The organism is uncultured Jannaschia sp. (genome assembly GCF_947494055.1).
GTDB lineage: Bacteria > Pseudomonadota > Alphaproteobacteria > Rhodobacterales > Rhodobacteraceae > Jannaschia.
In genome coordinates this window covers 167,373-180,786 of sequence record NZ_CANLTR010000001.1, presented here as the reverse complement: position 1 = coordinate 180,786, position 13,414 = coordinate 167,373, and the positions used below count along the sequence as shown (strand labels likewise).

At 71.4% G+C, this 13,414-nt stretch carries 13 protein-coding genes; 2 read left to right on the top strand and 11 right to left on the bottom strand.

Translation table 11 applies throughout. The features are described 5' to 3' along the window. Window position 1: 1 nt before the first annotated feature. The 5 genes from Q1A87_RS00910 to Q1A87_RS00890 form a co-directional block, all read right to left on the bottom strand. On the bottom strand, window positions 2-1,564 hold the full coding sequence (locus tag Q1A87_RS00910) for a dipeptide ABC transporter ATP-binding protein (RefSeq protein ID WP_299646104.1): 1,563 nt from the start codon (window positions 1,562-1,564) through the stop codon (window positions 2-4). Window positions 1,565-1,910: 346 nt separating this feature from the next. Further along, window positions 1,911-2,726, bottom strand: a complete 816-nt coding sequence (locus tag Q1A87_RS00905) for an ABC transporter permease (protein ID WP_299646102.1) — start codon at window positions 2,724-2,726, stop codon at window positions 1,911-1,913. Beyond that, complete coding sequence (locus Q1A87_RS00900) at window positions 2,723-3,664, bottom strand: ABC transporter permease (RefSeq protein WP_299646100.1); 942 nt, start codon at window positions 3,662-3,664, stop codon at window positions 2,723-2,725. The genes Q1A87_RS00905 and Q1A87_RS00900 overlap by 4 nt, the downstream gene beginning before the upstream one ends. Before the next feature lie 363 nt (window positions 3,665-4,027). Further along, window positions 4,028-6,568, bottom strand: coding sequence for an FtsX-like permease family protein (locus Q1A87_RS00895; protein ID WP_299646099.1), 2,541 nt, complete (start codon window positions 6,566-6,568; stop codon window positions 4,028-4,030). Beyond that, window positions 6,565-7,257, bottom strand: coding sequence for an ATP-binding cassette domain-containing protein (locus Q1A87_RS00890; RefSeq protein WP_299646097.1), 693 nt, complete (start codon window positions 7,255-7,257; stop codon window positions 6,565-6,567). The genes Q1A87_RS00895 and Q1A87_RS00890 overlap by 4 nt, the downstream gene beginning before the upstream one ends. On the opposite strand from Q1A87_RS00890, the gene Q1A87_RS00885 reads away from it, so the two are divergent. Continuing rightward, a complete protein-coding gene (locus tag Q1A87_RS00885; RefSeq protein WP_299646095.1) occupies window positions 7,256-7,975 on the top strand; it encodes an arylesterase in 720 nt (239 codons plus the stop codon). The two genes, Q1A87_RS00890 and Q1A87_RS00885, sit on opposite strands and share 2 nt — an antisense overlap. A gap of 63 nt (window positions 7,976-8,038) precedes the next feature. Here Q1A87_RS00885 and Q1A87_RS00880 read toward each other — a convergent pair whose 3' ends face one another. The 4 genes from Q1A87_RS00880 to Q1A87_RS00865 all read right to left on the bottom strand — a co-directional run bounded on the left by Q1A87_RS00880 (window position 8,039) and on the right by Q1A87_RS00865 (window position 12,190). Then, window positions 8,039-9,178: an alpha-hydroxy acid oxidase gene (locus tag Q1A87_RS00880; RefSeq protein ID WP_299646093.1), complete on the bottom strand. Its 1,140-nt coding sequence runs from the start codon at window positions 9,176-9,178 to the stop codon at window positions 8,039-8,041. Between the two features lie 73 nt (window positions 9,179-9,251). After that, window positions 9,252-10,232 carry an NAD(P)H-quinone oxidoreductase gene (locus Q1A87_RS00875; RefSeq protein ID WP_299646091.1) on the bottom strand — a complete coding sequence of 327 codons (981 nt, stop codon included), beginning with the start codon at window positions 10,230-10,232 and terminating at the stop codon, window positions 9,252-9,254. A gap of 134 nt (window positions 10,233-10,366) precedes the next feature. Next, window positions 10,367-11,392 carry a hypothetical protein gene (locus Q1A87_RS00870; protein WP_299646089.1) on the bottom strand — a complete coding sequence of 342 codons (1,026 nt, stop codon included), beginning with the start codon at window positions 11,390-11,392 and terminating at the stop codon, window positions 10,367-10,369. A gap of 111 nt (window positions 11,393-11,503) precedes the next feature. Then, window positions 11,504-12,190 (bottom strand): COQ9 family protein, encoded by a 687-nt coding sequence (locus Q1A87_RS00865; protein ID WP_299646087.1) that lies wholly within the window; start codon window positions 12,188-12,190, stop codon window positions 11,504-11,506. A gap of 115 nt (window positions 12,191-12,305) precedes the next feature. Between Q1A87_RS00865 and rpsU the strand changes: the two genes are divergently transcribed. Then, the gene (gene rpsU / locus Q1A87_RS00860; protein ID WP_055082236.1) at window positions 12,306-12,512 is read left to right on the top strand and encodes a 30S ribosomal protein S21; all 207 of its coding nucleotides are present in this window, start codon (window positions 12,306-12,308) and stop codon (window positions 12,510-12,512) included. A gap of 96 nt (window positions 12,513-12,608) precedes the next feature. Here rpsU and Q1A87_RS00855 read toward each other — a convergent pair whose 3' ends face one another. Together Q1A87_RS00855 and Q1A87_RS00850 are read right to left on the bottom strand one after the other, a co-directional pair. Continuing rightward, window positions 12,609-13,223: a hypothetical protein gene (locus Q1A87_RS00855; RefSeq protein WP_299646081.1), complete on the bottom strand. Its 615-nt coding sequence runs from the start codon at window positions 13,221-13,223 to the stop codon at window positions 12,609-12,611. A gap of 10 nt (window positions 13,224-13,233) precedes the next feature. Beyond that, window positions 13,234-13,371: an aa3-type cytochrome c oxidase subunit IV gene (locus tag Q1A87_RS00850; RefSeq protein ID WP_299646079.1), complete on the bottom strand. Its 138-nt coding sequence runs from the start codon at window positions 13,369-13,371 to the stop codon at window positions 13,234-13,236. Between the last annotated feature and the right edge of the window lie 43 nt (window positions 13,372-13,414).

Below are 13,414 nucleotides of genomic sequence, written 5' to 3'. Positions count from 1 at the left end.
TTCATGATGTCTCCTTCACCCAGGCGTCGGGTATGGCGGGGGCGGCGGCGATGAGCTTGCGGGTATAGTCCGATTCCGGCGCGGCGAACACGTCCGCGACGGGGCCATCCTCGACGAAGCGGCCCGCCTGCATGACGATCACCCGGTCGGCGATGGCGCGCACCACGCTCAGGTCGTGGCTGATGAAAAGGTAAGCCAGCCCAAGCCGCGCCTGAAGGTCGTCCAGAAGCGCGAGCACCTGCGCCCGGACCCGGACGTCGAGCGCGGAGACCGCCTCGTCGAGAACCAGCACCGCCGGCTCGGTGATGAGCGCGCGGGCGATGGCGATGCGCTGGCGCTGGCCGCCGGAGAATTCGTGCGGATACTTGTCGAGATCGCCCGCAGAGAGGCCGACGCGTTCGAGGGCGGCGGAGGCACGGGCCCCGGCATCGGGCGGGCGGCCCGTGAGGTGGAACGGCTCCGTCACGATGCGCCGGACGGTCCAGCGCGGGTTGAAGGAGCCGTAGGGGTCCTGGAAGACGACGGAGATCTTCGCCCGGTCCGCGCGGGTCATCGCGGTGCCGCTGGGCCGGCCCATCAGCTCGACCGTGCCACCCTGCACCGGCTCCAGCCCCAGAAGCGCGCGGGTCAGCGTGGACTTGCCGCAGCCCGACTCGCCCACGAGACCCAGGCTCTCGCCCCGGTTGAGCGTGAGCGACACGCCGTCGACGGCCCGGTGCCCCCCGTAGGCGCGCACCACGTCGCGGGCGGCGAGGACCGGGTCGGGCGGCACTTTGCGTGGCGCGCGCGCCGGGGGGCGTGAGGCGGCCAAGAGGTCGCGGGTATAGGGGTCGCGGTGGTCGCGGAACAGCGATTGGGTCGCGTCGGTCTCGACGATGCGGCCGTCCTTCATCACCGCGACCCAGTCGGCGATGCCCGCTACCACGCCGAGATCGTGGGTGATGAGGAGGAGCGCCATCCCCTCGTCGTCGACCAGCACGCGCAGGAGCGTCAGGATCTCCGCCTGCGTGGTCACGTCGAGCGCGGTCGTCGGCTCGTCCGCGATGAGCAGCCGCGGCCGGCGCGCGATGGCCAGCGCGATGCAGACCCGCTGCCGCTGACCGCCCGAGAGCTCGTGCGGATAGCGGTCGAGCGGGATGGACCCGAGCCCCACGCGGTCGAGCCGGTCGCGCGCGATCCGCGTGGCCTCCGCACGGGACGTGCCGCGCAGCCGCAGCGTCTCGGAGACCTGCGCGCCGATCGTGTGGACCGGGTTCAGCGCGGTCATCGGCTCCTGGAAGATCATCGCGACGTCCTGCCCGCGGATGTCGAGCCAGTCGCGCTCGCGAATGGTCGTGAGGTCGCGGCCGTCGAGGCGGATCGCGCCATGCGTCTGCGCGCCGACGGGCAGCAGGCCTGTGGCGGCGAGCGCAGTCATCGACTTGCCCGACCCCGATTCGCCCACGAGCCCGGTGACGCGGCCCGCGGGGAGGGCGAGCGAGACGTCTTGCAATATCGGCGTGCCGTGGATGGCGACGGAGAGGCGGTCGAACGCGAGGAGGGTGGTCTCCCCGGCGTCCGGCACGGTCGGGTCTCGCCCAAACGGCGCTGAAGGCGCACCATGACATTCCGTCCAGTCGTTCACCACTGCAACGCCCTGACGCCCTCGGTCCCGTCCAGCCCGACCGACAGGCCGGGCAGCCCCCGACCGCCCCCCAGGGCGGTGGCTTTGCCCCCACCCGCGGCCAGGGGCTGCCCTCGCGCCGGACGCGCGTCGTCCGCGTCCGGATCGGTGGGGTGGTCCATCTGCGCGGACGCTGGACGCATCGGTCCACGGCGGTGGTCGTCGGCGGAACGTACCTGTCCGTCGCGGGAGGTCGACGCCTGCTGTCCGGTGGCGGCCGGAGACCGCCCGTTCGCCGTGCCCCTCCTCACATCCGCACCCGTCTGAGCCGCGGGTCGAGCATGTCCCGCAGCCCGTCGCCCAGCAGGTTCAGCCCCAGCACCGTCGCCACGATGGCGAGGCCGGGCAGGATGGCGAGCTGCGGCTCGGTGTAGATCATCGTCTGCGCGTCGGCGAGCATCCGGCCCCAACTGGCCGTGGGCGGCTGCGCGCCGAGGCCCACATAGCTCAGCGCCGCCTCCGCGAGGATGCCGAGCGAGAACTGGATCGTTGCCTGCACGATCAAGAGGTTGGCGATGTTGGGCAGGATGTGCTCGACGCTGATCCGGCCCGCGTTTTTGCCCGCCACCCGCGCCGCCATGACGTAGTCCAGCGTCCAGAGCGGCAGAGCCCCGCCGCGGGCGACGCGGGCGAAGACGGGGATGTTGAAGATGCCGATGGCGAGGATCGCGTTCACCGCCGAGGGGCCGAATACCGCGGTGATCAGGATCGCGATGACGAGCGAGGGGAAGGCGAAGATCAGGTCGTTGCCGCGCATCACCACCTCGTCCACCCAGCCGCCGCGCCGCGCCGCCGCCAGGAGCCCGAGCGGCACGCCCGCGCCCATCCCGATTCCCACGGCGACGAGCGCCACCGCGATCGAGGTCCGCGCGCCGGCCATCAGCATCGACACCATGTCGCGGCCGAAATGGTCGGTGCCGAGCGGATGGGCAAGCGAGGGGCCGAGCGTGCGTTCGGCGATGTTCACGCTCGCCGTGTCGTAGGGCAGCCAGACCAGCCCGACCCCGGCGGCGAGCACGGCCAGCCCCGCGAGGAGCGCTCCGATCCGGAAGGCCCAGCTCACCTGCGGCGCAGCCGGGGATCGGCCAGCGTGTAGGCGAGCTCCACCGCGAAGGTGACCGCGATCACCGCGAAGACGAGGAGCATCGTCACCGATTGCACCACGATCAGGTCGCGCTGGGTGATGCCCTGGAAGATCAGACGGCCGAGGCCTGGCAGGAAGAACACGTTCTCGATGATGATGGCCCCGGCGAGCAGGAAGGAGAATTGCAGCCCGAGGATCGTCAGCACCGAGATCGCCGCGTTGCGCAGCGCGTGGCGCAGCACCGTGGCGCGACGGCTCAGCCCCTTGGCGCGGGCGGTGCGGATGTAGTCCGCGTCGAGCGTGTCGAGGAGCGCGGAACGCAGGACCCGCGCGAGGATCGAGGCCTGCGGCAGGGCCAGCGCGATGGCGGGCAGGGTGAGCGCGCCGATCGCCGCCACGGGGTCGGACCAGCCGGGGAACCCGCCGGCCGAGGCCCAGCCGAGCGAGACCGCGAAGACGAGGACGAGGAGCATCGCGAACCAGAAGTTCGGCACCGCGAGGCCGAGCTGCGTCGCGCCCATCACGCCCCAATCGGCGACCCCGCCCCGGCGCGACGCGGCGAGGAGCCCGGCGGGAACGGCGATCACCAGCGTCAGGAGGAGCGCGTAGGCGGCAAGCGGCGCGCTGACGCCGATCCGGTCGGCGATCAGCCCCGCGACGGGGACGCGGTAGGTGTAGGAGGTGCCGAAATCGCCCGTCAGCATGCCGCCGGTCCAGGCGAGGTAACGCGCGACGAGCGATCCCTCCAGCCCCAGCTCCGCGCGCAGGGCGGCGACCGTGTCGGGCTGCGCGTTGAGGCCCAGCATGAAGGCCGCGGGATCGCCGGGCACGGCCTGCAGCATTCCGAAGATCACCACGCTCGCCACGACGAGTGCGGCCAGAAGGGAGACGGTTCGATTGAGCAGGGCGCGCCACATGCGCGCGAGGCTAGCCGTCACGCCGGGCGGAGGGAATGGCCTGCGCGTCGGCACGTCATCGAACGGACGCGGAACCGTCATCCGTTCGTGACGATCGGCGGATTAGAAGGGCGCATTGCCGTCGCGTCCGCAGTATCGGGCGCCATCCCGAACGATTTCATCAGGAGCGGCCCGGTCGCGCGCCCCCGTGACCGGGCCCTTTTCGGGGCGCCGGGCGGGCGTCGTCGGAGCCGTTCGGTTCAGCTTCGACGGAAAAGCGCACGACGATTGGCAGGACGGCAATGGTCCGACCGCGCGAGTTCTTCACCTGAACCGGTTCGTGCGATTGAACGGCCCGGACGCGTCATCGCATCCGGAATCCCCTCATTCCTGCGCGCGGAGAACGCGGGCCGGTCGTGCCGCGAGCGGCCGCCAGGCGAAGGCGAGCCCGGCCAGCAGCGTCGCCACCGCCCCGCCGAGCACGATCGCCGTCGCCGAGACCCATTCGAACGCGTAGGGCGCCTCCATCACGAAGCGCATGATCCCCCAGCCCGCAAGCGCCCCGCCGGCAATGGCGACGATCCCCGCCGCTGCGCCCAGAAGGGCGGATCGCAGCGCGAAGCTCGCGAGGATGGTGGGCCGTGTGGCGCCGATTGTCTTGAGCACCGCCGCCTCGAACACCCGGCCACGCTCGCCCGCCGCTGCCGCGCCGACGAGGACGACGAACCCGGTGAGAAGCGTCGCGCCCGCCCCCCAGCTCGTCGCCGCGGCCAACGCGGAGAGCGCCTCGGTCACGAGGTCGATGGCGTCGCGCACCCGGATCGCGGTGATGTTGGGCGCGTCGCCCGCCACCTCCCGCAGGATGCGCGCCTCGGCCTCCGGCTCGGCATAGACGGTCGAGAGCCAGGTATGCGGCGCGCCTTGGAGCGCTGCGGCGTCGAAGACGATGACGAAGCCGATCCCGCCCGAGGAGAAGTCGACCTCCCGGAAAGAGGTGACGGTGCCCGCGACGTCGCGGCCCAGCACGTTCACCACGACCTCATCGCCGAGCTCGATCCCGAGTTCCTCGGCTTCCTCCCGCGCGAAGCTGATCTGCGGCGGCCCGTCGTAGCCTTCGGGCCAGAACTCGCCCGCGACGATCCGGGTGCCCTGCGACGGCGCGTCGGCGAAGCTGATCCGCCGGTCGCCGCGCGTGACCCAGTGGTCGAACTCGGCAGCGGGCCGGCCCTTGATCGACTTGACCACGGCGCCCAGCATCGGTGCGGTGTCGACGCGGCTGACGGCAGGGTCGTTCTCGACCGTTTCGAGGAAGCCGGGAAGCTGGTCGGGCTGGATGTCGATGAAGAAATAGCTCGGCGCGACTGACGGCAGGTCGCGGTCGATGGCCGCGCGCATGTTTGCGTCGATCTGCCCCACGGCGGCGAGCACGGTGAGCCCGAGCCCGAGCGACAGGACCACCGCCGTCGCGTCGCCGCCCGGCCCGCCCACCGCGCCGAGCGCGAGACGCAGAGCGGGATGCCCCCGGGCGAGGCGGGTGCGCGCGAGCCGCCGCGACAGCATGCGCACCCCGATGGCCGCGAGCACCAACGCGGCCAGCGCCGCGACGATCCCGCCCGCCGACCAGAAAGCGAGGGTGGGAATGCCCGAGAGCCACGCGGAGAGCCCGATCAGCAGCGCGACCGACAGGGCGAGCGTTACGAGGTAGCGGCGCCGGGGCCAGATCCGCACCGACCCCGTGGCGTCCCGGAAGAGCGAGGCCGCGCGGACCTGCTCCGTCCGGGCGAGCGGCCAGAGCGTGAAGATGAGCGCCGTGAGCGCACCGTAGATCGCCGCCTCCAGAAGCGGCAGCGGATGCACCCCGAGCGCGACCGGCACCGGCAGCAACGACTGGATGAGCGGGCCGGCCGCGAGCGGGATGAGCGTTCCGAGGATCAGGCCACCGGCGATCCCCGCCAGCGCCAGCACCCCGATCTGCATCATGTAGGCGGCGAAGATCGTCCGCCCCTCCGCCCCCAGCGTCTTCAGCGTGGCGATGACCTCGGTCTTGCGGTCGAGATAGGCCCGCACCGCCGCCGACACGCCGACGCCGCCGACGGCGAGCCCCGCGAGACCCACGAGGACGAGAAAGCTGCCGATGCGGTCCACGAAGCGGGCGACGGAGGGCGAGGCGTTGCGCCGGTCGCGCCAGCGCGTTCCGGCCTCGGCGAACTCGGCGCGGGTGGCCTCGCGCAGCCCGTCGAGCCGGTCATCGGTGACCTCGGGCATGGCGATGCGGTAATCGGTGTCGAAGAGGCTGCCCTCGGCGATGAGGCCGGACCCTTCGAGCGCCGCGCTGGCCACGATGGTCCGCGGCCCGAGCCCGAAGCTCGCCCCACCGGCGTCCGGCTCCCGCGTGACGAGGGCGCGCAGCGTGAAGCGCTTGTTTCCGAGGAAGACCGCATCGCCCACCTCCAGCGCCAGCCGGTCGGCCAGCACCGGATGGAGGATCGCCCCGTCATCGGCCAGCGCGTCGGCGATGGGCATGGCGGGGTCCAGCTCGATCTCCCCGGTCAGCGGATAGAATTCGTCCACCGCCTTCACCTGCGTTAGCGCGCGCTCGGCCTCAGCCCCCTCGCCGGTCGCCAGCATGGAGCGGAAGTCCACGACCTCCGACACGGTGCCGAGGCTTTCGAGATATGCGCGCTCCTCGGTGTCGGCGCGCCGGTAGCCGAACTCGACCTCGGCATCGCCGCCGAGGATGATCCGCCCCTCGCGGGCGAGGCCGTCGGTGATCGAGACGCGCACGGAGCCGACCGCCGCGATGGCGGCGACGCCGAGGGCGAGGCAGAGAAGGAAGATCCGGAACCCCGCAAGCCCGCCGCGCAATTCCCGCCGGGCGATGGTCGTGGCGTTGCCGAACCAGCCGCGCCCCGGCGCCGCGCTCATTCGGCGGCCTCGGCGGCGCGGCGGCTGTCGGTGTCGAGGCGCCCGTCCACCAGCCGGACCACACGGTCGCACCGGTCGGCGAGCCGCTGGCTGTGCGTGACCAACACCAGCGTCGCGCCGTGCCGGTCGCGCAGCCCGAAGAGGAGGTCCATGATCGCCTCTCCCGTCGCCTGGTCGAGATTGCCGGTCGGCTCGTCGGCCAGAAGGATGTCGGGGCGCGGCGCGGCGGCGCGGGCCAGCGCCACGCGCTGCTGCTCGCCGCCCGACATCTGCGCGGGGTAATGCCCGGTCCGGTGGCCCAGCCCGACCGCGTCGAGCTCGGCGGCGGCCCGGTCGAAGGCGTCGGCGTGGCCGGCAAGTTCCAGCGGCGTCGCGACGTTCTCCAGCGCGGTCATCGTCGGGATCAGGTGGAAGGACTGGAACACCACCCCCATATGAGAGCGGCGAAACCGAGCCAGCGCGTCCTCGTCCATCGCCGTAAGGTCGTGGCCCAGCGCCTCGACCGAACCGGAGGTGGCGCGCTCCAGCCCGCCCATCAGCATCAGGAGAGACGACTTGCCCGAGCCCGACGGACCGACCAGCCCCAGCGTATCCTTCGCCGCCACGTCGAGCGTGATGCCGTGCAGGATGTCGACCACCCCCGCATTTCCCGCAAGCGACAGCGACACGTCTCTGAGGGACAGGACCATGATGCGTCTCCGGGATATGGCGGCTTGTCTGCGGCGGGTGGCGGGTTCCCTCCGATATGGGGCCTCCGCGGCATGCGGCAAGCCGCTCGCGGCAGGCGCGGTCACGCTCCTTCTGGCGCTGCCGGTCGCGGCGGAGCCGGTGCGGGTGGTGGCGCTGGGCGACTCGCTCACGGCGGGCTACGGCCTGCCCGACGGGCAGGGCTTCGTGCCGCAGCTTCAGGATTGGCTCGACGCGAACGGCGTCGATGCCACGATCGTGAACGCGGGCGTCTCCGGCGACACGACGGCGGGCGGCCTCGCCCGGCTCGACTGGGCGCTCGATGCGGAGACCGGCGCGATGATCGTGGCGCTCGGCGGCAACGACCTCCTGCGGGGCCTGCCGCCCGCGACGTCGCGGGACAACCTCGCCGCGATCCTCGACCGGGTGGCGGGGGAACGGGGCCTGCCCGTCCTCCTCATCGGCCTCGACGCGCCCGGTAATTACGGCGCCGGCTACGAGGCCGCCTTCGACGCGATGTATCCCGAACTGGCCCGGCAATACGACGCGCTGCTCGAGCCGAACTTCCTCGGCCCGCTGATCGAGGGCAACGACATCGCCACCGCCCGCACGCGCTATCTGCAATCCGACGGCCTGCATCCGAACCGCGAGGGCGTCGCCCGGATCGTGGACGCATTCGGTCCGAAGGTCGCGGAACTCGTCGGGCGCGCAAACCCCTGACCCGCGTCTTTGCTTTCCAAATATCCCCGCCGGAGGCTCCGACGCACCGGCCGGGCGACAGGGTCAGCGGATGAGCCGCCCCGGCAGGTCGTCGAGCGAGGCCGCCCCGATCTGCGTCATGTTGGCGATCATGTCGTCGGAGAGCACATGGACGAGATGGTCCACCCCGCGCGGTCCGAGCGCCGCCAGCGCGAAGTACCACGCCTTGCCCAGGAACACGAACTCCGCGCCGAGCGCGAGCGCGCGCAGGATGTCGAGCCCGCCCTGGATGCCGGAGCAGTAATAGACCGGCACCCGTCCCGCGACCCGTTCGACCACGGGGCCGAGCGCGTCGACCGCCGCCGGGCCGCCCTCGAACTGGCGGCCGGAATGGTTGGACACCCAGATCGCGTCGGCGCCCATGCCGATCAGCCGCTCCGCGTCGTCGGGGTCCTGCACGCCCTTGACGACGAGTGGGCCGTCCCATTCGGCGCGCAGCGCCTCGATATAGGCGTCGTCGGGAAAGCCCCGGATGATGCGGCCGGCATGGGTGAAGCTGTCCGGCCCGCTCGCCACGGGCGAATAGGAGGCGGGGAAGGCCATGTGCGGCATTCCCTTGCGCGCCATGCCCGCGGCCCAGGCGGGGCTCGCGGCGATGGAAGCGAGGATGCGCGGGGTGAGCACCGGGGGCATCGAGACCTGCGCCCGTCGCTGTCGCTCCCGACGGCTCTCGCCCGGCACGTCAACGGTCACGACGAGGACGCGCCAGCCCGACGCCTTGATACGCGCCAGCATGTCGCGACGGATCTCCGGCTTGTTGACGGGGTAGTGCTGATACCAGCCGAGGTCGCCGACGACCGGGCCGGTATCCTCGGGCAGGGCGGCGGCGACGGTGGACTGACCGTAGGGGATGCGGTGGCGGGCGGCGGCCTCGGCCAGATGCCGCTCCGCGTCGGGCCAGAGCACGCCGGCCAGCCCCACGGGCGCGATGCCGAAGGGCACCGGATGCGTCATCCCGAGCGTCGCGCGGCTCAGGTCGGGGACGAGATCGCCCTTCAGGATCGCCGGGCGGAACCGGATCGCGTCGAGCCCCGCGCGGTTCCGCGCCACGCCGAGCTCCCGCCCGGTGCCGCTGTCGAGATATTCGAAGGCGAAATGCGGCATCCGCCGCTTCGCGCGGGCACGGAGGTCGGAGAGGGCGGGATAGGCGACGTCGAGATCCATCCTTAGACCTTGCCACCCTGTCCGCGGGAGAACCAGCCGCCGCGTGCACGGGGCGCGGAAAAGCGTGTCGCGGTCAGCGCACCCGGAGAACGATCTTGCCGACGTGGTCGCCGCCTTCCATCCGCGCATGCGCGCCGGCGGCGTCCTCGAACGGGAAGACCTCGTCCATCACCGGCGCGACGGTGCCGGCGTCGAGCAGAGGCCAGACCTCGCGGCGCAGGCTCTCGGCGATGCGCGCTTTCTCCAGCACCGAGCGCGGGCGCAGCGTGGAGCCGGTGATCGTCAGGCGGCGGACCATGACCTGGGCGAAGTTCGCCTCCGCCGTCGGTCCGTGCTGCGCGCCGATCAGGACCAGCCGGCCCTCGTCGGCCAGCGCTTTCAGGTCGCGGGGAACATAGTCGCCGCCGACCATGTCGAGGATCAGATGCGCGCCGCCCGCCTCGCGCAGCACGTCCTCCCACGCCTCCCGCTTGTAGTCGATGCCGGTCGCGCCCAGCCGCTCGCAGACCTCGACCTTTCCGGGCGAGCCGGCGGTGGCGAAGACGCGCGCGCCGCGGGCATGGGCGAGCTGGATCGCGGTCGTCCCGATCCCCGAGGAACCGCCATGGACGAGGAATCGCTCACCCCCCTCCAACCGCCCGCGGTCGAAGACATTGGTCCAGACGGTGAAGAACGTCTCCGGCAGCGCGGCGGCCTCGGCCATGCCCATCCCGTCCGGGATGCGAAGCGCGTGGTCGGCGGGGCAGGTGACATATTCCGCGTAGCCGCCGCCGGGCAGCAGCGCGCAGACCCGGTCGCCCGCCTTCCACCGCGTCACGCCCGGCCCGATGGCCTCGACGGTGCCGGAACATTCGAGGCCGGGCAGGTCGGAGGCGCCGGGCGGCGGGTCGTAGGCCCCCGCGCGCTGCAAGGTGTCGGGGCGGTTCACCCCGGCATGATCCACGGCGATCCGGATCTCGCCCGTCTCCGGCTCGGGAACGGGGCGTTCGCAAAGGGTCAGGACGTCGGGTCCGCCGGGCGAGCTGATCTCGATGGCGCGCATGATGTCGGGCATGGCGGGTCTCCTTCGGCAGCACAGGATCGCAGGGTCGGGCGGTCGCAGCAAGGGAATGCGTCATGCCCGCGCGAGACGGGGGCGCATCCCGACCGGACGCGCCCCCGTGAAACCGTCGACGGCGCGCTGCGCCGTCAGACGTAATCGGCCATGAGGCGGCTCGGTCGGCCCGCATAGGCGCCGCCGGCGGCGGCGGCGAGGCCCAGAACGGAGACCAGCGACAGCAGAAGCGCGGCCTTGGAGATTGCGGCGCTCGCGGCTTGTGCGGCCTCCACGGCCTGCTGGCGGGCTGCCTCGACCGCGTCGCGCGCCTCGGCCACGGCGTTCTGCACGCCGTCCTGCACCGATTGCACGAGGCTCTCGGCCTCTTCGGGCGTGATGCCGAGCCGCTGCTCCATCTGGTCGAGGGCCTGCTGGCGATCTTCCTCGGAGATGATGGCATCCGGACCCTGGACCAGACGATCGAAGAAGGCGCCGATCTCCTCGCCGGCATCGGCGGGCGATTGCAGGATGTCGCCCAGCGTTTCGCGCGCCTCGGAGACGGCGGCCTGCTGCTCCTCCTGGCTGAACACGTCGCGGAAGGCGGCGGTGGCTTCCTGGCGGATGTTCTGCTCGGTGATGCCTTCCTCTTCCAGCCGGGCCCGAAGCTCCTCGGGCAGCGCGTCGAGGGAGAGCGAGCCGGCGAGGTTCGACGGGTTCGGCAGGGACAGGTCCTCGGGCACGATGGCCTCGCCCGCATTTCCGACGGCGCCCGCGGTGTTGCCGATGGCACTCGTCGCGGCGCCGAACAAGGCGCTGCCGCCGGAGATCGCGGCCCAGGCGACGAAGACGGTCGTGACGGCCCAGACCGAGGCCCCGTGCAGCACGGCGCTGATCTCGCGCGGGATGCCGGCGAGACGTCCGGCGACGTAGCCCCCCGCGGCGAGCGCGATGAGTTGCGTCACGACGAGGTAGATCGCAGAGCCGATGCCGATTCCCGATGCGGGGTTCGCCTCGTATTGCGGGTCGAACATCCCGGCGCCGATCCCGATTCCGAAGGTGGTGAAGAGGATCATCAGCGCGATCGTCACGACGGCCCCTGCGAAGATCGCGCCCCAGGAGACGCGGCGCACAGTGCCGGCGGACGGGGTCGCGGCGGAGACGGGAGAGGGAGTTCGCATGCAGGCATCCTTTGTGGCGGCGCAGCGTTCTGCTTGCGCGTCCAGGGCCAACGTCCGGCACCGACGGAAGTTTCCCCGAGCGAAAGAATGTTTCCCGGAAGCCGGAATCGCCTACTCCGGATCGTCCCACCGGCCCGGCATGTCCGGACGCGGCGATCGCGCCGGCGCCCGTATCCGGCCGAGGATCAGGTTCGGACCGGCCATCAGGCGTGACAGGACCGGGTTGTCGCGGACGCTTGCCTTGACCTTCTCGATCTGCATCACGTCGTCGATGCGCCGGTCGAGGAACCCCCAGCTTTCCCGACGATCCTCGGATTTGTCGCCGAGCCAGTAGAGCAGCGTCGCCGAGTAGACGCCCGCCAGCGTGGCACGTTTGGTGTACCAGTTCACGTCCCGGCTGGTATCGCCGAGCGCGGTCCAGATGGCGTCGGCGGTCCCCCAGATGGCACGGGTTCCGTCGGCGGCGTGGTTGGGCAGCGACATCAGCGTGACGCCGCGGCGCACCGCCTCCTGATGCTCGCCCGCGATCTCGAGGCGCAGGCGCACGACGCGGGCGATCCGGTCGCGGAAGCGCAGGGCCGAAAGATCCTCGCCCTGCAACCGCTCGACCAGCGCGTCGTCGTTGCGCTGGTGGAAGGCCAGCGCGAGGTCGATGGCGCCGCGCGGAAAGGCGGCGCGAGCCTGCGCGGGCGTGACCTCCGCGTCCTCGGCGGCGCGCCGGAACGTCGCCGGCGACCAGCCGTCGAAGGCGACATGCGGCAAGGCGGCGTCGATCATGCGGGACTGCAGCGGTGTCATCGGGCGTCTCCGGTTCGGCGGGGTCGCTGGACAAGATAGGTGGCGGCGTCTATATCGCCACCTCCTGCACCCGATGACGGGACGTACTCCAGCTTAGAAAGGTGGTGAAAACCACATGCAGGTCAGCGTTCGCGACAACAACGTCGATCAGGCCCTCCGGGCCCTGAAGAAGAAGTTGCAGCGCGAGGGCGTCTTTCGCGAGATGAAGCTCAAGCAGCATTTCGAGAAGCCCTCCGAGAAGAAAGCGCGCCAGAAGGCCGAGGCCGTTCGGCGTGCCCGCAAGCTCGCACGCAAGAAGGCACAGCGCGAAGGGATGATGTAAGTCGTTCCCGCGATCATGCCGATGGAATCGACCCCCGGTGCCGGATGCGGCGCCGGGGGTCTTTCGTTTGAGGGTGGGAGGCCCGGCGCGGACCGGTCAGTCGTCGCGGGCGAGCGTGTTGGCCGTCACCTGGGCAAGGGGACCCGGAGAATCAATATCCTCCGTGTCGTCGTACAGTTCGGTCCGGGTGACGCCGGGGAGATCCGCGAAGTCGCGCATGATCCGGTCGGGATACCAGGCCCGGCGGATCTCCGTGAAGCCGAGCTCCCGCAGAAGCCCGCTGACGGAGATGCCGCAGGTGGCCTTGTTGGCGGGACCGTGCGCCTGCACGAGCGCGAGCGCGCGTTCCGCCATGTCCGGCGTGACCTCGATCTCCTGCGCGACCATGTGGTAGGCGGGCCGGGCGTGGTAGTCCATGTAGAGGCCGTAGATCGGGGGCGTGACGCCGTAGATCACGTCGCCCCGCTCTGGCGCGGTGGGGTGGTGCCAGGTGCCGGCGGGATCGAAGATCACGCGCTGGCTGCCCGACACCATCAGCGCCGAATGCCCGCCGCCGCCGGTGCGGTTGTTGATCGCCGTCAGCAGCGTGAGCGTCGGTGGCCCGGGCTCGACCCAGGCCCGCGTGGCCACCTCCTCCATCGGCGCGTAGACGTGTTCGGCGCAGGCCGCGAGGAGCGGCAGCAGCGCCGTGAGCGCGAGGACGAGACGCATGTCCGGGCCGTCAGGTCCGGAAGATGGCGAGCAGGACCAGAAGCACGATGATGCCGATGACGGTCCACTTGGTGAAGGTCATGAAGCCGGCGAAGGTCTTCTCCTGCTCGGTGATGTCCATCGTGCCGGGCTTGTGCTCGTCGGCCATGTCGGCGCTCTCCTGCTGTTTCTTGTGGGCCTGCTGATCGTCG